The organism is Maritalea sp. (assembly GCF_051251695.1).
In the GTDB taxonomy this organism is placed as follows: domain Bacteria; phylum Pseudomonadota; class Alphaproteobacteria; order Rhizobiales; family Devosiaceae; genus Maritalea.
Window position 1 is genome coordinate 20,516 of the sequence record NZ_JBPOEU010000029.1, and the last position, 19,742, is coordinate 40,257.

Genomic DNA, 19,742 nt, shown 5'->3' on the forward strand with positions numbered 1-19,742 from the left:
ATCCAACGGAGGAACCAAATGTTAAATCAAATTTCAGGAATTGCTCTGGCCGCTGGCCTGTTTATGGCGAGCACGGGCCTTGTATCCGCGCAAGCTATAAATAGTGAGCAACTGTCCGATCCGCGTGTCCGACAAGCCATAGCCTACGCGATTGACATGGACACGATCGTTGAAACCCTACTTGAAAGTAAGGCGATCGCGGCGGATAGTATGTTGCCCAATGGGCCCCATAAACCAGAGGGTTTGAACGCGTATTCGTATGATCCTGAAAAGGCGCGTGAATTGCTCGCCGCCGCAAATTGGGACTCTGATCGCGAACTTGATATGGTTTACTATTACGGTGATCAGCTCACCGCCGATCTGATGGCTGCCATTCAGGCCTACCTCGCTGATGTTGGCGTTAAGATGACGTATCGTAAATTGGAAGGCGACGTCGGGGCGCAACTGACGACGAGACCGACCGATCCTGTCGACGGTGTATCAAATATTGACTGGGATTTGGGCTATGGCGCTGCGGCTGCGACCGCATTGCAAGAATACTATAACCCATACAAGACTGGCGGTACATCGCACACGCCCGGCAACGCTGAACTGGACAAACTGATTGATGCGATTAATGCAACGGCTGATCCTGATGAACAGCGACCTGCATATTTCGCAATCCAAGAGTACTGGAACACAAACCTGGATGCACTGCCGCTTTATTACCAACAGCTCTTTATCTATGAAAGTGATCGCCTGAACCGAAATGGTCACGGCTACGGCAATGAGCAGTACAACTACGATTGGGGTATTGTGGATTGGACGGTCGAGCCAGATGAGAACGGCAAGCAGGTGATGTACACCAATACTGCGCCGATGCAGTTCTTTGAGCTTCCATGGGCAAACCTTGGAATCTGGATGTCATCGAAAGTTGTTTTTGACAAATTGCTGTCAGCTGATGGTTCGCTTGCCGCGAACGGCGGTCAACTGGCCGAAAGCTATACGGTCGGCGAAGATGGAATGTCGGTAAGCTTTACGCTGAAGGACGGTTTGACATGGCATGACGGATCGCCGCTGACAGTTGACGATATCGAATGGAGCGTCAAAGCCGCATTGCGCGTTCCCAATGTTCATGCCGTCGTGAACAACACCTTCACGTCGATTGTCGGTGGAGAAGACTACCGCGAAGGTAAATCGGATGAAGTTCCAGGGATTGTAACGAACGGTAACACGATAACATTCAACATGGCGAAACTTGATCCCAACATGTTGCTGACTTTCACCCAGTTTGCGCCGCTTCCTAAGGCGCTCTTGGATGGCACTGATCCACTGCAGTTGCAGCAGTCAGCATTCTGGCAAAACCCAGTCGGTTCTGGCCCTTTCAAAATCGAAGAAGTTCAGATGAACGACTTTGTTCGCTTTGTTCCGTTTGAAAACTATCACGGCGGCGTCGCTAAAATTGACGAGATCGTTGCATTCCCTAGCGGGGATGGCGACGGCAACTTGCTCAAGAACGCTGGTGCCGGAAAAATGGACTATGGTTTCACCAAGAACACGGCAGATGTTGCCGCGCTAGAAGCAATGGAGTTCATGCGGGTTATTCCTGCGGACATTCCGTACACACGTATGATTTGGTTCAACAAGTTCGCCCGCCAATAAGGCTTGCACACAACATAAAAACAAAGGTCGCGGCGTTTGCCGCGACCTCTGCCACAACCGCGAAGCGCTAGGAAAAAGGACGGACTCCGGGAAATGCTGACTTACGTAATCCGACGTGTTCTGATCCTTATACCGATGCTGTTGACCATCAGCTTTTTGGTTTATACGGCCTTAGAATTGACCCCCGGAGACGCAGTATCGGCGCTTATCAATCCCGAAGTCGCCAGCCGTCTATCAGAACAACAGCTTAATGAATTGCGAGAAGCATATGGCCTCAACAAACCGTATATCGCTCGTTATGGGATTTGGTTGGGCAATGTATTGCAAGGCAATTTTGGCCATTCTCTGGCCGGCGGCGTCCCGATTTCGACTATCTTTCTCGATCGGCTTCCTGCCACGCTGGAACTTTCGCTGGTGGCACTGGTGTTCTCCACAATTCTGGGCTGCATCCTCGGGACCTTTTCAGCTCTGAAGCGCGGATCTCTTTCAGACAGTTCGCTTACGGTTGTAGGAATGTTTGGAGTATCAATACCAGAATTCTTTTTTGGTCTGGTCGCACTACTGATTTTCGGGCTTCATTTAGGGTGGTTGCCAGTGGGAGGCCGACTATTGCCTGGTTACGAGACCATCTGGGATCGCGTTCCTCACATTGTTATGCCGGCAATGGTGCTGTCGCTGATGATGACTGCGGGGGTGATGCGTTATGCGAGATCATCAATGCTCGACGCATTGACAAGAGAATTCATAACAACAGCGCGTTCGAAAGGATTGCCAGAATGGCGGGTTAACTTGCTGCACGGGTTTCGCGTGGCCCTTACACCCGTCATTGTTTTGATTGGGTTTCGTTTGCCGCTTTTGATAGGCGGTTCGGTGATCATTGAGCAGGTTTTTCAATGGCCCGGCATCGGCAATGAGTTCATCGGGGCGGTGCGCGGATCAGACTATCCACTGGTCATGATGATTGCCTTGTTTTCAGTTTTCGCGGTGCTGCTGGCCAGTCTCATTATCGATGTTTTGACCGCGTTGATCGACCCACGCGTAAGATTGAGCTAGGGGCAGGAAATTGGCATCGCGTTCTCAAAACCGTAAATTCGACAAAATACTGGCGCGTGAAGAAGCCGGGGTGCTTTCATCCAAAAGCGGAAGTCGTGCCCTGAAAAAGCTCTTTAATAATCGCCTCGCTGTGGTTGGGTTGATCCTGTTCAGCATTATTGTGTTTACGGCGGTTTTTGCGCCGCTCTTTACTAGTGCTGATCCGTCAAAAATCGATCTACGCAATATGTCCAAGCCACCGTCGCTGGAGCATTGGTTTGGTACGGACAAAACCGGTCGAGATGTCTTCGCACGGGTTCTATATGGCGGGCGCGTTTCTATCCTTGTTGGGCTTGGCAGCGGCGTCATTTCTGCAATTATTGGCGTTCTGATCGGCGCCTATACCGCTTACATAGGGGGATGGTTGGATGTCATCGCGTTAAGGATTTCCGAACTTTTCATGTCCTTTCCGCAGATCATTTTGGTGCTTTTGTTGGTTTCAATCATTGGCCAAAGCCTAATCAATCTTATGATCATATTCGTGTTAACCGGCTGGGGCGGCATGTACCGGATGGCGCGGGCTCGAATGTTGTCTTTGCGAGAAGAAGAATATGTGCAGGCTTTGCAAAGCTTTGGGCTGTCCACGGCCACGATTTGCTACAAACATATTTTGCCGAATGCACTGGGACCGATCATGGTGAACATCACTTTGTCGACTGCTGCGTTCATTCTGGCAGAGGCCGGACTTAGTTTTTTGGGCTTGGGAGTGCCGGCAAGCATTCCGACATGGGGAAATATCCTGAACGTCGCACAGGAAATTCGTGTGCTTCAGAATTTTTGGTGGATGTGGTTGCCCGTAGGCATGGTTATTTCTCTGTTCGTTCTTAGTGTTAACTTCATTGGCGACGGTCTGCGCGATGCGACAGATCCGTCCCAGCAAGGATAAGACTGTGACCGCAAACCAAGATGTCGCGCTCAGCGTCAAGGACTTAAAGACATACTTATATACAAACAACCGCTGCAATAAGGCGGTCAATGGTGTGTCTTTCGAAATTCGTCGGGGTAAGACATTATGCATTGTTGGTGAAAGTGGGTGCGGGAAGAGCGTGACCGCTTCAACCATCATGCAACTTTTGCCCACGCTGTCGCGAATTGAACAAGGCCAGATCACCTATCACAGCGAAAGCGGTGATGTGCACATTGATCAACTTGCGCGCAATGGTAAGGAAATGCGCGCGATCCGTGGTTCGGAAATTGCGATGATTTTCCAGGATCCCATGACGGCCTTGAACCCTGTATACACCATTGGGTTTCAGATCGGCGAAAGCCTGAAGTATCATACGGATTTGTCGAGCAGTGAAATTCGCGCAAAAACAATCGACCTGTTGCGGGACATGGGGATTTCCCTGCCTGAAATGCGTGTAGATGATTATCCCCATTCCTATTCCGGGGGGATGCGGCAACGCGCGATGATCGCCATGGCGATGTCGTGCAATCCAAAGATTCTGATCGCGGACGAGCCGACCACCGCGCTGGACGTTACAATTCAATCTCAGATTTTTGAATTGATGAAAAAACTGAAGGTAGAGCATGAAACTGCCATCATGTTGATCACCCATGATATGGGTGTCGTCGCTGAATTGGCCGATGATGTCGCCGTCATGTATATGGGCAATATCGTAGAGACCGGCACAGTTGATCAAGTGCTCCGCAACCCGGTTCACCCATACACCCGCGCATTGCTTGAATCTATTCCCGTCCTTGGACGTGGGCGAGATCAAGACATTCAACCTATCGCGGGTTCGACGCCCGATCCATACAATCGCCCAAAAGGGTGTCAATTTGCGCCAAGGTGCAAATTTCGCGTTGAAGCCTGTGAGGTTATGCCAGACGAGGTAACGTTCAACGCCCAACATCGCGTCATGTGTTGGCGATATCAGGAGTTTTTGCCAGATGCAGGGTGATCCCGATGCTATCCTGAACCTTAGGGGCGTTAAGACCTACTTCCCGGTCAAAGCAGGAATTTTCAAACGCACTGTCGCGCATGTAAAAGCTGTAGATGGCGTCGACCTGGACATCTACCGCGGTGAAGTTTTGGGGCTGGTGGGTGAAAGCGGATGCGGCAAGACGACCTTGGGCAAGACCATATTGCGTCTGGTTGAAGCAACCGAAGGTGACATCATCTATTCATCTCAGGACGAACAAACAAATTTGGCGGTACTGGACAACGATGAAATGGTGCCGTTTCGCAAACGTCTTCAAATCGTTTTTCAGGATCCGCATTCGTCTCTGAATCCGGCGTTTACGATTTTTGGGTCACTTCAGGACCCATTGAAGAAATACGGGATCAAAACCAGAAAAGAACGCCGAAAAATAATTGGCGACTTGCTGGAAGCCGTAAATATGCGGCGGGAATACATGGACCGCTATCCACACGAGTTTTCGGGAGGGCAGCGGCAACGTATTGGCATAGCGCGCGCGTTGAGCGTCGAGCCGGAACTGATTGTCTGTGATGAGGCTGTTAGCGCGCTGGATGTCTCAATTCAGGCGCAGGTTCTTCAATTGCTGATGGCGTTAAAGAAGGAACGAAACCTTACTTACGTCTTTATTACCCATGACTTGAGCGTCACCGAATATATCTGCGATCGGATTGCAGTTATGTACCTGGGGCGCATCGTCGAACTTTGCCGCTCTGAGGATTTGTATGCCAACATGTTGCATCCCTACACAGAGGCTTTGTTGTCGGCCATCCCCGTTGCGGACTTGGACAAACAAACCAAAAGAATTGTTCTAGAGGGCGATGTCCCAAGCCCAGTAAATCCGCCCAGCGGGTGCCCATTTCATCCCAGATGCCCGAAAGCGACCGACATTTGCAAAATCCAAGTGCCCCCGCTTCGGCGGTATTCAATTGACGGCAATGATCATTTTGCGTCTTGCCACCTCATTGATCTGACCGCCGCTGATTAAAACTTACTCCGGCCCTACGACCAGCAACCGACCAATCACTTTTTCTATGGAGAACAATATGCCCAATTTTGATCTAAGCGACTTCAAGGGCGTTATCCCTGCGTTGATCACCCCATTTGATGAAAGTGAGCGCTTTGACGAAACCCGAATGCGCAGTTGTATCGACTTTCTGATCGAGCGTGGCGTCGGCGGCCTTTATACGACCGGAAGCACGGGCGAGACTTTTTTGATGTCGCCGGACGAACGCGCACGGGTGGTCGAGATCGTTGTTGACCAAGTTGCAGGACGGGTTCCTGTGGTGGCGCATATCGGCGCGATCGGAACCCATCTTTCAATTGATCTGGCACAGCGCGCGCAATCAGCGGGTGTGGATGCAGTATCGTCAGTGCCGCCATTTTATTGGCCGTTCACGCCTGATCAGGTGTTCAATTATTATGCTGATCTAACTGCGGCTACAGATCTGCCAATGGTCGTCTACAAAATTCCGCTCGCGGGCGAGCTTGGATTTGACCTGGTTAAAAGACTGGCCAGCATTCCTGGCGTCGGCGGCATCAAATATACGGCTGCCACGCAATTCGAAATCATCCGAATTAAGGAAGAAATCGGTGCAGATTTTCGCGTTTATTCTGGGTCGGATGAAATGGCAATGTCTGGCCTGTCCTACGGCGCTGACGGTATTATCGGCTCATTTTATAACATGATCCCAGAGGTATTCATTGCATTGAATGAAGCAGTAGAGAAAGGCGATATGATACGCGCGAAAAGCTTGCAGGAAACCGGGAATGCAATCATTTTCTTTTCGCTAAACCATACCCCAACCGCAGTGATCAAGCGCGCGATGGCGTGGCAAGGCGCAGATGCTGGATATTGTCGCCGACCATTCGACAATTTCATCACCGAAGCGCAAGAAGAAGAACTGAAGTCAGCTTTCCGAAAACTCAAACAGGACAGAAGCCTGAAAGACGCGGCCTTTCTGGAGATGATTTGATAGGCAGAGGGGAACGGTTGAAGTGAAGATAAGCAAGGGCCAGCGTCTTTATGGTAAGGCTAAGAGGCTTATTCCTGGCGGTAATATGTTGCTGTCCAAAAGGCCAGAGATGTTCTTGCCTGACCTTTGGCCCGCTTATTTCAGTAGCGCCAGCGGTGCCCGGCTGTGGGACCTGGACGGCACAGAATACATCGACATGTCGATCATGGGGGTTGGTGCAAATGTCTTGGGCTATGCACACCCCAAGGTCGACGAGGCCGTGCGTAATTCTATCGGCAATGGCAATTTGACGACGCTGAACGCGCCGGAAGAGGTCGCGCTGGCCGAACAACTGGTCGACCTTCACCCGTGGGCCGACATGGCGCGGTTCGCGCGCACTGGGGGTGAGGCAAACGCCGTTGCAATTCGTATCGCGCGTGCGGCTAGTGGGCGCGACTGTGTAGCGATTTGTGGGTATCACGGGTGGCATGACTGGTATCTGGCCACAAACCTACCAAGTGGTGATGGATTGGATGAGCATCTGTTGCCTGGGCTCGATCCTGCAGGGGTTCCTCAGGATCTGAACGGCAGTACCTATCCGTTTCGATACAATGACTTCGAAGATTTACTGGCACTGGTCACTGAACACAACATCGGCGTGATCAAGATGGAGGTGATGCGAAACCACCCCCCAAAAAACGGTTTTTTGAAGAAAGTCCGCAATCTGGCGAACGACCGGGGCATTGTTTTGATCTTTGATGAATGCACATCCGGGTTCCGTCAAAATTATGGCGGACTGCACATGCAGTTCGGTGTAGCCCCCGACATGGCCGTCTTTGGAAAAGCACTTGGAAACGGGTATGCTGTGACGGCGGTGCTTGGAAAACGTGAGGTCATGCAGGCGGCACAATCGACTTTTATTTCGAGCACATTCTGGACCGAACGCATAGGATCTGTGGCAGCTTTGGCCACACTTGAAGTAATGGAAAACGAAGCGCCGTGGGATGGGATTGTATCAGCAGGGCAGGCCATCACAGCACGCTGGCAGGAAATGGCGGCACAATATCAGCTGCCCATGACGACGAGCGGGATCCCTTCACTCACCGGTTTCACATTCAACAGCCCGCATAATCTGGCCTACAAAACGCTGATCACTCAACAGATGCTTGGCAAGGGTTTCCTTGCGTCAAACGTTGTTTACCTTTCCACAGCCCACACACCTGAAATGATCGACGCCTATTTTGAAGCACTCGAACCGAGTTTTGAGCTGATACAGGAATGCGAACAGGGCAGGGACGTCTTGGCTGAGCTCAATGGCCCGGTTTGCCACAGTGGTTTTAGCCGATTGAATTAGGCCACGCGCCCGTCAGCAGGGATAGATATTTGGAGACATGCAATGATTGAACGCCAAGTCTACATCTCCGGACAGATGGTCCCGGAATCCAAAGCGCGGATATCAATCTTTGACAGTGCAGTGATGCTGGGCGACACCGCAACGGAATCTACGCGAACCTTTCGGCATCGCCCGTTTAAACTCGCCAACCATATTGAGCGTCTGTTCAAATCACTAAAAATCATGCGTATTGATCCGGGCTGCAATTCCGATCAATTGCTGACGATCACGCAAAACGTGCTGGAGGCAAACTTGCCTTGCTACGCCCAAGATCAGGATTGTTGGATCGTGCACAACATCTCTCGCGGGCTGTCTATGGCAGGGTCCGACCCCACGGTAACGGCAAGTGGTCCGACTGTTATGATATTCACCCAGCCATTGGATTTGCGCAGCTGGGCTGGATTTTACAGCAATGGTTGTCACGCCGTGACATCAATGAGCCGCGCGGTGCCCGCTCAATCCTTAGACGCCCGTATCAAGAACCGCAGCCGGCTGGCCTATACATTGGCGGAAGCAGAAGTGAAGCTGATTGATCCGGCAGCACAGGGTGTGATTTTGGACATCTACGGCAATGTGTCAGAAAATAAGGGCGGGAATATATTCGTGGTGGCGGATGGCGTCCTGAGAACGCCAACAACCACCAATTGTCTGGCTGGCATGAGCCGTGCAACGGTTCTGCAACTGGCCCATGAACTTGGCATTACTTGTGAAGAAGCGGTTCTGCAACCCTACGATCTAGCAACTGCGGAGGAGATGTTTTTCACCAGTACACCCTATTGCATCATGCCCGCGACGCGTTTCAACGGCATGGACATAGCTGATGGGCAGGTCGGATCGATCACCAGGAAACTGCTTTCCGCCTGGAGCGATCTTGTAGGCGTAGATATCCCAAAACAAGCCGAGGCCCAGCTATGAACAAAGCCATGAGACCGGAAGGTATCTGGGGGGCGGTTCTGCTTCCAATCGATCAAGATGGCGCGATTGACTGGCATACCCTTGTCGAAGAAACCGAAATTCTGTGCCACAGTGATCTTGCGGGCATTTACACCAATGGGTCAGCGGGTGAGTTTCACAATCAGACCGAAGCGGAGTTTGAAAAACTCGCCGGAACGGTGGCCGATATTGCTTCCAAGTTTGGCAAGCCCTTTCAGATCGGGGTGAACTGCACCAACCCACGCATGGCGCGGGATCGACTGAAAAAGGTTAATTCCTTAGGCCCGGCTGCCGTGCAATTTACCTTGCCCGATTGGTGGCCACCCACCTTTGGCGAGATACAGCGCTTTCTTGAGGGCATGCAAGAGGCCGCGCAAAACACGCCTTTGGTCATATATAACCCGCCTCATGCCAAAGTGCAGATTTCACTTAGACAGATTGCCAAATTACGCGAGGTTGCACCCGGAATGGTTGGCGCTAAGCTGAGAGGTGGAAACACAGATTGGTATGCAGAGCGGCGAAAATTGGGCAAAGATTTTTCAGTTTTTGTGCCCGGTCATTCCGTTGCCTTTGGTCGTCCACTTGGGGCAGATGGATCCTATTCGAACGTGGCCTGCCTAAGCCCGAAGGGGGCCGTGAAATTGTGGAACCTAAGCGAGGCAGATCCAGAAGCTGCCACTGCTATTGAAATGCGAATAGTAAAATTTCTTGAACAAACCATTATGCCGCTTGCGCAACAGTTCGGTTATTCTGATCCTGCATTGGATAAATTATTGGCGGCGGCTGGCGGATGGGGACCGGTAAGCTCTGACCTGTTGTGGCCTTACACAGGTGCGACGCCAAATGATGTCGACAAAGTTGCCCAAGCCGCAAGGAAGGCTTTACCAGAGCTTTGTGAGTGAAGGGGCACTATCAGACAAAAAAACCTGGAAGGGCATTGCCTTGCGGGCACCACCGAAATGCTGCATAAATCTTACAGAACGCGGCAGCAAATATTGCTCCCACGAATATCAATAAATCCTGCGCCAAAATGGGATCAATGTGTCGTTGTACGGGAAGGGGAATTGCTATGACAAAACCGCCGTCGATACCTTCTTCAAAACTATCAGGGCGGAGATGATTTGGCGTTTATCATGGCAAATCCGAAGAGCCCCTGAAATCGCCATCTTCGAATACATCAACGGTTTCTAAAGTCCGCGACGTCGCCATTCAGTACTCGGGTTTCGGCTGGCAAAGCAAAGTGGCTTTTGAAAGTGATGCTGCCCTAATGTGCAATCGGAGCGGCACGAAAACGTGGCAGGTCCAGTCCAGAACTGACTTAACATTGCGCGAACAGCGCACCCAGGAGACTTAAGATGCGAATAGCTTTAATCCACATTGCTCAGGAAACCAACGATTTCAACCCGTTGCCAACCACTATGGAAGACTATCGTTCGTTCGGCATTATTGAAGGGCAGGAGGTGTTGAAGGAGCTTTCCGATGTCGGCTCTATCGGTGGATATCTTGAGGCGATAAGGGAGTCTGGCCAGAACGTTGAAACCTTCCCGATCATCCGTGGGTTTGCTGTCGCTGGTGGGAGATTGGACAAAGAGACTTTCGAGTTCTTCCAAGACCGCATTCGAACGGGTTTGAAGGAGGCAGGAAAGATAGACGGTTTAATGTTGCAGCTGCATGGAGCGTGCGCCGCCGACGGATTTGATGACGTGGAGGGCGAACAGGCCGAACTGTGCCGACGGATTTTGGGAACGGAAGTGCCGATCATCCTGGCTTTGGATCACCACGCCAACATCACATCTAAAATCATCGCAAACGTCGACGGTATTGTCGGCCACCGAACCCAGCCACATGATTTGCATGACACCGGCAAACTCGGCGGCGAGATGATAATAAAAGTGGTGTCCAGCGGCGCCAAACCGGTCATGGCCTGGCGTAAAATTCCTTTGGTTTCGCATCAAGAGAAATTCCTGACATCCCACGGCCCGATGAAGAAGTGGTTCGACAAAGCCCGAGCAGCGGAGCGTGACCCAAAAGTTCTACAGGTGTCCAACTATCCGATGCAGCCTTGGCTTGATGTGAAAGAGGGGGGCTGGTCCACGGTCGTGGTCACTGACAATGATCAAGCCCTTGCGGAAACCATAGCCGAGGAGATGGCTGAATTTGTTTGGAAAATTCGAGCCGAGTTCGAGGAACGAGAGGCAATGCCTGTTGATGATGCAGTGCGCGCAGCGGATGCAGAGGAAAAGGGCCTCGTTGTGATTAGCGACACTGGTGATACGGTGTTTGGTGGTGCTGCAGGCGACAGCAATGTCATCTTGGAATCGGTCCTGCGATTGGGGATTGAAAGCAAGGTTCTGATCCCGATGATTTCCAAAAAGGCCGTCGCCGAATTGGTCGCCGCAGGCGAGGGGGCAGAAATCACGCTTGATCTGGGGGGCTGCACAGCGACAGAGTTTTTTAAGCCGCTGACGGTGACCGGAAAAGTCCGCAAGATCGCTGATGGCAGTGCGGCGCGTGTTGAGGGGTACAATCATCAGGACATTGTCAACATGGGCCGTGTGGTGATTTTTGAAACCGGGCCGGTGACATTGTTGATTACAGAGTTGCGAGGCGTCGCTGGAAATCTGCCAAGCGTCTATCGGATATTCGGAATTGAGCCGACTGACTACAAAATTGCCGTGGTAAAGACCGCGTCAAACTTTCAATTCTTCGCGTCAATTACATCAAAAGTGATCCGGGCTGATACGGGCGGGCCAGGTCAATCGGATGTGTATAGCCTGCCGTGGAAGCGTCTACCCAGGCCAATCCATCCGCTTGATCCGGTGGCAGACTGGCATGATGCGCATCCTGCAAATCGCGGGGGCCAGGGATGAAGAAAACGAATTTCCAAAATACGGCCCTGCGCGCTTGCCACAGCCATGCGGTGCCGCCACACTGAACCAATGGAGGAACCGCGCGGCAGGCAGACTTGATGTGTCAGCCTGATCGTTTGACGCGGCACCAGTGTTCGGGAGGACAAAAGATGATCAAGACAGAAGACATTAAAAAGCGCCCACCGCAGGCGCAAGTTGATGCATTGAAGGCGGTCGGTACAGCCACGATCAGCGCGACTCTGGCACGCATGGGAGTTCGTAACTCGCATATGAGCGGGCCGGTGACGCATAATGAAGGTAAGGTCGCGGCGGGACCGGCACTGACGCTGCAATTCATGCCACAGCGCGGTGATCTGTTTGAGGATGGCGAATATACAGACCCGGAAAAACAGTTGCATCGGCACGTGCTTTATCATGTACAGGAAGGTGATTTTGTGGTGGTTGACGCGCGCGCCGACATGAGCTCGGGTGTGTTTGGCGACATGATGCTGACGTACTTCAAGGGCCGCCGTGGGTCTGGCGTGGTGATTGATGGTTGCATCCGGGATTACCCAAATGTGAAAGAGCTGGATCTGCCAATCTGGGTGCGTGGTGTTACGCCCAACTATCATGTGCAGACCAACATCATGCCATTTGCAGTGAACGTGCCGGTGGCCTGTGGCAATGTCACGGTGATCCCTGGCGATATTATTGTTGCTGACGACGATGGAGTGGTCGTGGTGCCTGTGGCGATGGCTGATGACGTGATCGAGAAAGCGACGGAGCATCACGATTGGGAAGCGTTCTCAAAAGAACGTCTTCTCGAAGGCGGCTCTTTGCAACGCTATTATCCGTTGCATGACGATGCCCGTGGCGAATACGAAGAATGGCAGAAGAAGAAATCGGGTAAGCCAGACTGAAAGTCGAGAATGTGAAGTGTAAAATGCTCGTATTGCAGGTCACAGATCGGGATCAAATAACTTGAAAACTGTGGTGGACCGTGCCTGCGTTCATTGGCGCAGTTTTGAGTCCAAAAGGTCTGCATCACTTTTCCAAGTGGCCCCTACGCTGGGTCCGGCGACTTCTTGAGCGATATCGCAATTGCAGGGCGACATTTGCCGACCGCAATAGACTGAGCATCAACAGGACTACGACGTTTTTTAACCTTTCACGCCACCTATCGTCAGCCCCTCGGTGAGGAAACGCTGTGCGAAGACATACAGTATCGCAACCGGAATTGCCGTCAGCAATGATGCTGCCATGAGCTCGCCCCATGGAAGAATATCGCCCACGACCATGGAGAGAAGGCCGATTGGCAAGGTTCGCAGGGATTCACTGTTGATAAAGACAAAGGCGAACAAGAACTCATTCCATGCGTTTGTGAAGGCGAACAGCGCAACAGCCAATAATGCCGGAGCCGCAAGCGGAAGCGTGATTTTCCAGAACACATACAACCGACTTGCGCCATCAATCATCGCCGCTTCTTCAAGTTCTATTGGAATTGAGCGGAAATATCCCAGCATGACCCAAGTCGCGAAGGGCAGCAAAAATGTAGGATATGTAATGATCAGTGCCCCGTAAGTATTGATCAGGCCAAGACTTGTGAGCGTTTGATAAAGGGGGATGAACAGCAAAGTTCCGGGCAGCAAATAGGTGATCAACAGGAAGGTGGTCAGCAAACCAGCACCGGTAAATTTCAAACGCGACAAAGCATAAGCGGCCAAAGACGCGAGGGAAACGGATACCAATGTGCTGACCGTTGCGATGAAAGCAGAGTTGAACAACCAAGTCAGAAAAGGGGTGTCCCAGATCAGCGACTTATATTGATCCAGCGTGGCCGGGTCGGGCCAGAAAATTGAAACCCGCTGACTTATCTGTGGTGTGCTTTTGAACGATGTGATGACCACCCAATAGAAGGGAAACAAAACAAACAACATGAACGGGATCAAAATGAGCAATCGCCCCAAGACGCCCATCCGTTCCTGTCCTGCGCGCTTGAAAAGAGGTTTTGACGCGCCTCCTTTGGACATCTTTCGGAACATTCGCGAAAGCGCCCCAAACCCTTTAAGGATAATTTGGAAGGGTAGAAAAATCAGATCCAGTATAAGATCCAGCGCTTGCTGCGCGAGCTTTGCAATGCGGTCCAAGAAACGCGTGTCACGTTCTACAACGGCTTGCCGGTCTTCTGCCCGCATGAATTTTGCCAGCAACCAAATCAGGATAGCCATCAACGGCGCAACACTGAACGCGATTGCGATGCCCGGTCCATACTGAAGTGATCCAATCGCCTTTTCATAGGCTAGGATCGAATAGAGCTTCGTCGCACCGCTAGGGCCACCGCCCGTCATCAGGAAGATCAATCCAAACTGGTTGAAGGTCGAGATAAAAGACAAGAGCAGAGTAACAACGATAACATAGCGCAAACCCGGCAGTGTCACATAACGGAAGCGTTGCACTACGTTGGCTCCGTCCACCTCGGCCGCTTCCAATTGTTCACGGTCGACAGCCTTTAGGCCAGCGAGCAGCAAAAGGACGTAGAATGGAATGCCTTTCCATACGTTCACCGCAATCACACTGGGCATCGCCAAATTGGGGTCGGAAAGCCAGCCCAGAGGCCGGTCAATTAATCCAATACCCATCAAAATTGGGTTCAGGCCACCAAATAGCGGGTCAAAAATGCTTTTCCAAGCCAGAGCGGTTACGATTTCAGGAACGATCCAAGGCAACAGCATTATACCGCTTAACAACGACCGGTAAGGAATGCGGCTGTTGAGTATCAACGCGATCGTCATACCGGTAGCCAGTTTGATTGTTAGCGACCAGGCTGTGAACTTTATGGTATTTTGCATCGACAGGACATAATCGCTGTTTGATGGCAATCGTGCGTAGTTGCGAAACCCAACATCCACGGTCTTCCCTGTCAAAAAATTAAGCGACGTGAAGCTCAGAAAGATTGCGTCAATGAATGGCCATAAAATCAGGCCAACCATGATCAAGACCATCGGCGTGACAAACGGGATTGCGACCTTCCAGTCCGGGCCAAGTATCGCTCTTAGTTTTCGGGCACGAAGAGCTGCAGGGGTTCTAACGTGGGGGACACTCGGTTGTGCCTGATTTGCCATTGGGTATCACTTTCAGGATCATATGCGGATTACGTTATTGCGCAGCCTCGTCTGACATTGGCCTAAGGCAAATATTTTTCTCGGAAATTTGCGTGGGAATAAATCAGCAAATTGGCCGTTTCTTTTGATCGGTTTGATCGTACGCACATCAAAAGGGCGACGAATGCCGCCCTTTTGACTTTGAAACCCTTAGGGCTGTGCTATGCCGCCTTCTTCGAACAGTTGAACAATCTTGTTATGTCCATCTGTGGCTGCTTCAGCTGGTGTCATCCGGCCTGAGATTACATTGCCAACCGTCTGCTCAAGGATACCCTGCGCACGAATTGCGTCAATCGCTGCATTTGGCTGCGCAGGCCAAGACGCTCCGATGAAGGGCTCTGGAACGCTACACTGCTCTTTGATAATCGCAAAGTTAGGATCAGCCGCAAGTAGCTCATCTGTCCAAAGGTTTTCGTAAGCAGGCATGAACAATCCGCCAGCGACTTCAGACATCTTGGTGAAGTTTGCTGGATCAAGCAGATCAAGTGCCATTTGCTTGGCAAGATCAACGTTCGGCGCGCCTTTGAAAATGGTCAGCCATCCATTGACATTCCCGCCGTCACGACTGTCGCCATTATTTGCCGTTGGTGCAGGCAACAAAGCGATTTTCTTGAAGACCGGGTTGTTGTCCCGGTTGGCCTGCGCATAGATCGAGAATGCGTTGTGCGTATAGCCGATCTTGTCTGCAAGATATGCTTCGTTGTTGGAAATGTCGCCCCAGCTTTCGACACCTGGTGGCAGCATTGCAGCGTATTTCCCACCACGGTCATAAGTTTCCTTGAGCCACTCAAACGCCGCAACCGTTTCAGGTGAATCGAACTGAACGATCATGCCGCTTTCATCGGTGTAGTGACCACCAAAAGCCATTACGACAAGGTTGAGAAATCCGTAACCGTCGCCAGACTGGTTAGGGGTTTGACCCCAGCCCCAGAACTCACCGTCTGGATCTGAAATTGCCAGTGCTGCCTCACGTCGGTCTCCAAACGTTAGTAGGCTTGCTGGATCAATGTTTTTTTCCGCCAGTTTGTCGCCACGCATGTAGTAACCGGTTGTGCCAGCGATGAATGGAATAGCCATCCATTTGCCATCAAATTTGCCGTTAACTTCAGCGTTAATACCGGGCATCACGTTGCCGTATTTCTTGATAGCCTCTTCGACGACATCAGAAACGTCCTCGAGCAACCCAAGCAGGTTCATCTGCGTGATGCTTACGTTACTGGTATACGCGATATCCGGTGGGTTGCCCGCCTGTACGGCAGCCGTCATTTTACCCATGAAGTCGCCAAATGCTTCAGCATTGGTTGTCGAGATATCCAACTCAGCACCGTTCGCGGCTGCGAAATTTTCAACAGTCTCACGGAACAAATCCTGAGCGGCCGCAAAGTATTCAGTACGGTGGATAACCGTTAGCTTGCCCGAAGATCCTACCGGCAAATCCGCATCTTGTGCAAAAGCGGGAATGCCGGCTCCTGCAGCGACTAAGCCAGCGCTGGTCGCAGCTGTTCCTCTTAGCATTTCGCGGCGGCTAATTTTTCTAATTTTCATAATTAGTACGTCCTCCCTGATAACAGTTAATCCGCGTGGTACGATCCGGCGACGCCAGTACGCCTCGCGCTTTTATCGTCTCAACTTTGTTGCGTTCTTTTCCCCAAAATGGGGCGCGCACTCATATAGAGACTGATATATCAGTGCATTGTTCACAAAATAGCATGGTTGAGTCAACAGCACTGTTGGGCCTGTTCATTTCTGGAAGGTCCGGACCGGTCGCCAATTCGTCTGGGTCAATTGATATAACTGTGCGTTTAGTTGACCTTACGGAAGTTTCACGCTGTTGCGTAGGAAATTGGAGGCTGTAAGAAACTGCGGTAAAACTTGAAAAGCTATCCCAAATTTGGTTTGTGGTTGAAAGATCAATCGTTGGGAGGCGAATTGTGGCGGGACTTCAACTTAGAAATGTTACCAAAAATTTCGGTGCTCTTAACGTCATAAAGGGGATCGATCTCGACATATCTCACGGCGAATTCGTTGTGTTTGTTGGCCCGTCTGGTTGCGGCAAGTCTACGTTGCTGCGCATGATCGCAGGTCTAGAAGAAATCTCAGATGGTGATCTCTTTATTGACGATATCTTTTGCAACGACATGGCGCCAAGGGATCGCGGAATAGCCATGGTTTTCCAATCATACGCACTTTACCCGCATATGACCGTCTACGACAATATTGGATTTTCACTGAAAATGGCGGGGCTGAGCAAATCAGAACGCGACGCCAAAATCCGCGAAGCCGCGAGCATCCTTCAAATGGAAGAATTGTTGGAGCGTAAACCGGCTCAGCTGTCAGGAGGCCAGCGACAAAGGGTGGCAATCGGGCGCTCGATTGTCCGAGATCCAAAAGCATTTCTTTTTGACGAACCGCTTTCAAATCTTGATGCGGCGCTCCGTGTCGATATGCGGATGGAAATCGCAACGCTGCACCAAAACCTCGACGCGACAATGATCTATGTGACCCACGATCAGATTGAGGCAATGACACTTGCCGACAAAATTGTGGTTCTTGATCAAGGCGTTGTGCAACAGGTAGGGCGACCTCTTGACCTGTACCAGCGGCCGGAGAACCTATTTGTTGCTGGGTTCATCGGCGCGCCCAAAATGAACCTTTTCCCGATCTCCGTGACTGCGGTTGAAGGTGACCAGATCAGCGTCGGTTCCGAAGATGTGAAACCGAATAAATTTGATATTTCAGGACATGACTTGAGCGTCGGCGCAGATTTGGTCTTGGGAATTCGGCCTCATCAGTTGGCTCTAGCTCGTGCTGAAGAAGGGCTAATTCGCGGCGACGTTATCCTTGTCGAACACCTTGGAAATGAGACCGTGATTAACATTTCGACCGCTTCAGGAAACTCCGTTTTGGCGACAATTGCCGGTGTCGCGGATGTACGCCCGGGCGAAAGCATCGGGTTGAACTTTACACCGGACGATACCCACATTTTCTTGGCCTCAGGCCCCTCGATCAAGTCCGCGGCCGCGGCAACCATTTAGTCGGATTTGTGGTTGGTTTTTTGGTGTAGCCAGACAACAAAGCACCGCGCGGCTCACGACGCTACGATAAACAAAACCAATGTGTTTGTTGTGCTAAGCCATTGATTTACTGGGAGGTAAAATCAAGTCATGAAGATCACTTCCGTCAAGACCGCCGCCTCAACCGGCCACTGTATGCACCTATGGGTCAAGGTTGAAACAGACGCAGGTATCACCGGCATCGGCGAGTGTGTGCATGGTGGCCATCCGGCAATTGCCATCATCAACGAACTCGCGCCGAAACTGGTTGGCCTTGATCCCTTTGAGATCGACAAAATATTCGAAGATACACGGCGCAGCCTGGTTTTCGAAGGTGGTTTTGCAGGGGCTTTCATAACCGCATTGACGGGTATCGAAATCGCGCTTTGGGATTTGAAAGGCAAGGCACTTGGCGTGCCGATCTACGACCTTATGGGCGGCAAATTTCGCGACAAGATCAAGGTTTACGCTGACTGTGAAGTTTCACCGGGGCTGAATTTCGACGAAACAAAACGGGTTGTAAACGGCATTCTTGAACGCGGTTTCAAGGCGTTGAAGATCGACCTGGATATCTTCGCATACGGTCACATTGGCAGCGAGACAGAGCATTATGTTAAGGATCGTTTCAATATGACACCCACTGGGTGGGAACATGATCGCATGGTCAAACTCGCCGAGATGGTGGTCGAGGCCGCCGGACCAGATGTCGAGGTCGCCACCGATCTGCACACCCGACTGGATAAGCACAGCGCAATCCGACTGGCCCGTGACCTGGAACCCTTAAAGTTGATGTGGCTTGAAGAGCCAATTCCGCCAGAAAATATCGATACGATGCGAGAAATCACCGCAGCCACATCGACGCCAATTTGTGCCGGCGAAAACCTGTACCTTAGGCACGGCTTTCGCGAATTGATTGAAAAGCATGCCGTTGACATAATCATGCCGGACATTCCGAAATGCGGCGGCCTTTCTGAATGCCGCAAGATCGCGAATATGGCCGAAATCTATTCGATGCCCTTTGCGCCACATAACGTCTCTTCGCCAATCGGAACTATGGCATCAGCACATGTTTGTGCGACCATTCCGAATTTTTTGGTGCTTGAGTTCCATTGGACCGAACGTGATTACTGGACGACGATCATCAAGGAAAACCGCGACATCATCAAAGATGGTTTCATCGAAATGTCAGACGCGCCCGGTATCGGTCTCGAGCTCGACGAAGAGGTCGCCAAAAAATATCAGTATCCAGGTACAACTTGGTTTGAGTGAGCCGATCTAGGCAAACGCCGGGCAAGGCAAGACGTGGTCGCAGAAATTCGGGCCAGTTGTTAAGATGGATCGTGTGATGAAAGGCACGATCCGAAATAACGGAGCGAAAGAACCATTCTGCATTGCTCAAAGCCAAGGTTGCGCTGGAAGCAATCCGTGATGAAATAACGTTGGTTAAACTGTCCAAGAAGTTTGGCGTTCATCCCACACAAATCGTGACCTGCTCTCCTAAAAGGTCCTGTGTTTCGATTTAGCCTGTTCTCCAAGAAGGAGACAGACGATGAAGAGAAGCCTTCTCACTGTGCCAGATATCCACCATCCACCGGCAAACAATGCCCCGTAATCATCCTGGAGGGCTCTGTCAGAAGAAACTGACTTGAGCCGGGCAGGGCGGTTTGGACCTGTCGCGCTTTCGTGCCGCCCCAGGTGCTCGTTTAAGCCACTTTCCGTTCGAAAGCGACCGGGCTTTTCCAACCC

15 protein-coding genes and 2 pseudogenes are annotated in these 19,742 nt (G+C 51.3%); 15 read left to right on the plus strand and 2 right to left on the minus strand.

The features are described from left to right. Window positions 1-18 precede the first annotated feature (18 nt). The 12 genes and pseudogenes from ACSHWX_RS15165 to ACSHWX_RS15220 all read left to right on the plus strand — a co-directional run bounded on the left by ACSHWX_RS15165 (window position 19) and on the right by ACSHWX_RS15220 (window position 12,702). Window positions 19-1,641, plus strand: a complete 1,623-nt coding sequence (locus ACSHWX_RS15165) for an ABC transporter substrate-binding protein (RefSeq protein ID WP_435669075.1) — start codon at window positions 19-21, stop codon at window positions 1,639-1,641. Between the two features lie 93 nt (window positions 1,642-1,734). Beyond that, window positions 1,735-2,694: an ABC transporter permease gene (locus tag ACSHWX_RS15170; protein WP_435669076.1), complete on the plus strand. Its 960-nt coding sequence runs from the start codon at window positions 1,735-1,737 to the stop codon at window positions 2,692-2,694. Window positions 2,695-2,704: 10 nt separating this feature from the next. Beyond that, window positions 2,705-3,619, plus strand: a complete 915-nt coding sequence (locus ACSHWX_RS15175; RefSeq protein ID WP_435669077.1) for an ABC transporter permease — start codon at window positions 2,705-2,707, stop codon at window positions 3,617-3,619. Between the two features lie 4 nt (window positions 3,620-3,623). Next, complete coding sequence (locus ACSHWX_RS15180) at window positions 3,624-4,637, plus strand: ABC transporter ATP-binding protein (RefSeq protein ID WP_435669078.1); 1,014 nt, start codon at window positions 3,624-3,626, stop codon at window positions 4,635-4,637. Further along, entirely contained in the window at window positions 4,627-5,640 is a 1,014-nt protein-coding gene (locus ACSHWX_RS15185; protein ID WP_435669079.1) for an ABC transporter ATP-binding protein, read from the plus strand. The genes ACSHWX_RS15180 and ACSHWX_RS15185 overlap by 11 nt, the downstream gene beginning before the upstream one ends. 58 nt (window positions 5,641-5,698) lie before the next feature. Then, complete coding sequence (locus ACSHWX_RS15190) at window positions 5,699-6,628, plus strand: dihydrodipicolinate synthase family protein (RefSeq protein WP_435669080.1); 930 nt, start codon at window positions 5,699-5,701, stop codon at window positions 6,626-6,628. 85 nt (window positions 6,629-6,713) lie between these two features. Then, complete coding sequence (locus ACSHWX_RS15195; RefSeq protein WP_435669081.1) at window positions 6,714-7,961, plus strand: aminotransferase class III-fold pyridoxal phosphate-dependent enzyme; 1,248 nt, start codon at window positions 6,714-6,716, stop codon at window positions 7,959-7,961. Window positions 7,962-8,003: 42 nt separating this feature from the next. Then, window positions 8,004-8,915: an aminotransferase class IV gene (locus tag ACSHWX_RS15200; protein WP_435669082.1), complete on the plus strand. Its 912-nt coding sequence runs from the start codon at window positions 8,004-8,006 to the stop codon at window positions 8,913-8,915. Window positions 8,916-8,923: 8 nt separating this feature from the next. Beyond that, window positions 8,924-9,835, plus strand: coding sequence for a dihydrodipicolinate synthase family protein (locus ACSHWX_RS15205; protein ID WP_435669083.1), 912 nt, complete (start codon window positions 8,924-8,926; stop codon window positions 9,833-9,835). 34 nt (window positions 9,836-9,869) lie between these two features. After that, window positions 9,870-10,197 (plus strand): annotated as a pseudogene (locus ACSHWX_RS15210) (IS3 family transposase); the annotation flags it as partial. 91 nt (window positions 10,198-10,288) lie between these two features. After that, window positions 10,289-11,803, plus strand: coding sequence for a M81 family metallopeptidase (locus ACSHWX_RS15215; protein WP_435669084.1), 1,515 nt, complete (start codon window positions 10,289-10,291; stop codon window positions 11,801-11,803). A 149-nt stretch (window positions 11,804-11,952) separates the two neighbouring features. After that, a complete protein-coding gene (locus tag ACSHWX_RS15220) occupies window positions 11,953-12,702 on the plus strand; it encodes a ribonuclease activity regulator RraA (RefSeq protein WP_435669085.1) in 750 nt (249 codons plus the stop codon). 240 nt (window positions 12,703-12,942) lie between these two features. Here ACSHWX_RS15220 and ACSHWX_RS15225 read toward each other — a convergent pair whose 3' ends face one another. After that, window positions 12,943-14,904, minus strand: coding sequence for an ABC transporter permease subunit (locus ACSHWX_RS15225; protein WP_435669086.1), 1,962 nt, complete (start codon window positions 14,902-14,904; stop codon window positions 12,943-12,945). A 189-nt stretch (window positions 14,905-15,093) separates the two neighbouring features. Beyond that, the gene (locus ACSHWX_RS15230; RefSeq protein ID WP_435669087.1) at window positions 15,094-16,488 is read right to left on the minus strand and encodes an ABC transporter substrate-binding protein; all 1,395 of its coding nucleotides are present in this window, start codon (window positions 16,486-16,488) and stop codon (window positions 15,094-15,096) included. A gap of 386 nt (window positions 16,489-16,874) precedes the next feature. On the opposite strand from ACSHWX_RS15230, the gene ACSHWX_RS15235 reads away from it, so the two are divergent. From ACSHWX_RS15235 to ACSHWX_RS15245, 3 genes and pseudogenes are all read left to right on the plus strand, one after another. Then, window positions 16,875-17,978 carry an ABC transporter ATP-binding protein gene (locus ACSHWX_RS15235; RefSeq protein ID WP_435669088.1) on the plus strand — a complete coding sequence of 368 codons (1,104 nt, stop codon included), beginning with the start codon at window positions 16,875-16,877 and terminating at the stop codon, window positions 17,976-17,978. A 129-nt stretch (window positions 17,979-18,107) separates the two neighbouring features. Then, window positions 18,108-19,265, plus strand: coding sequence for a mandelate racemase/muconate lactonizing enzyme family protein (locus tag ACSHWX_RS15240; protein WP_435669089.1), 1,158 nt, complete (start codon window positions 18,108-18,110; stop codon window positions 19,263-19,265). 95 nt (window positions 19,266-19,360) lie between these two features. Then, a pseudogene (locus ACSHWX_RS15245) lies at window positions 19,361-19,480 on the plus strand (IS3 family transposase); the annotation flags it as partial. Window positions 19,481-19,742 lie beyond the last annotated feature (262 nt).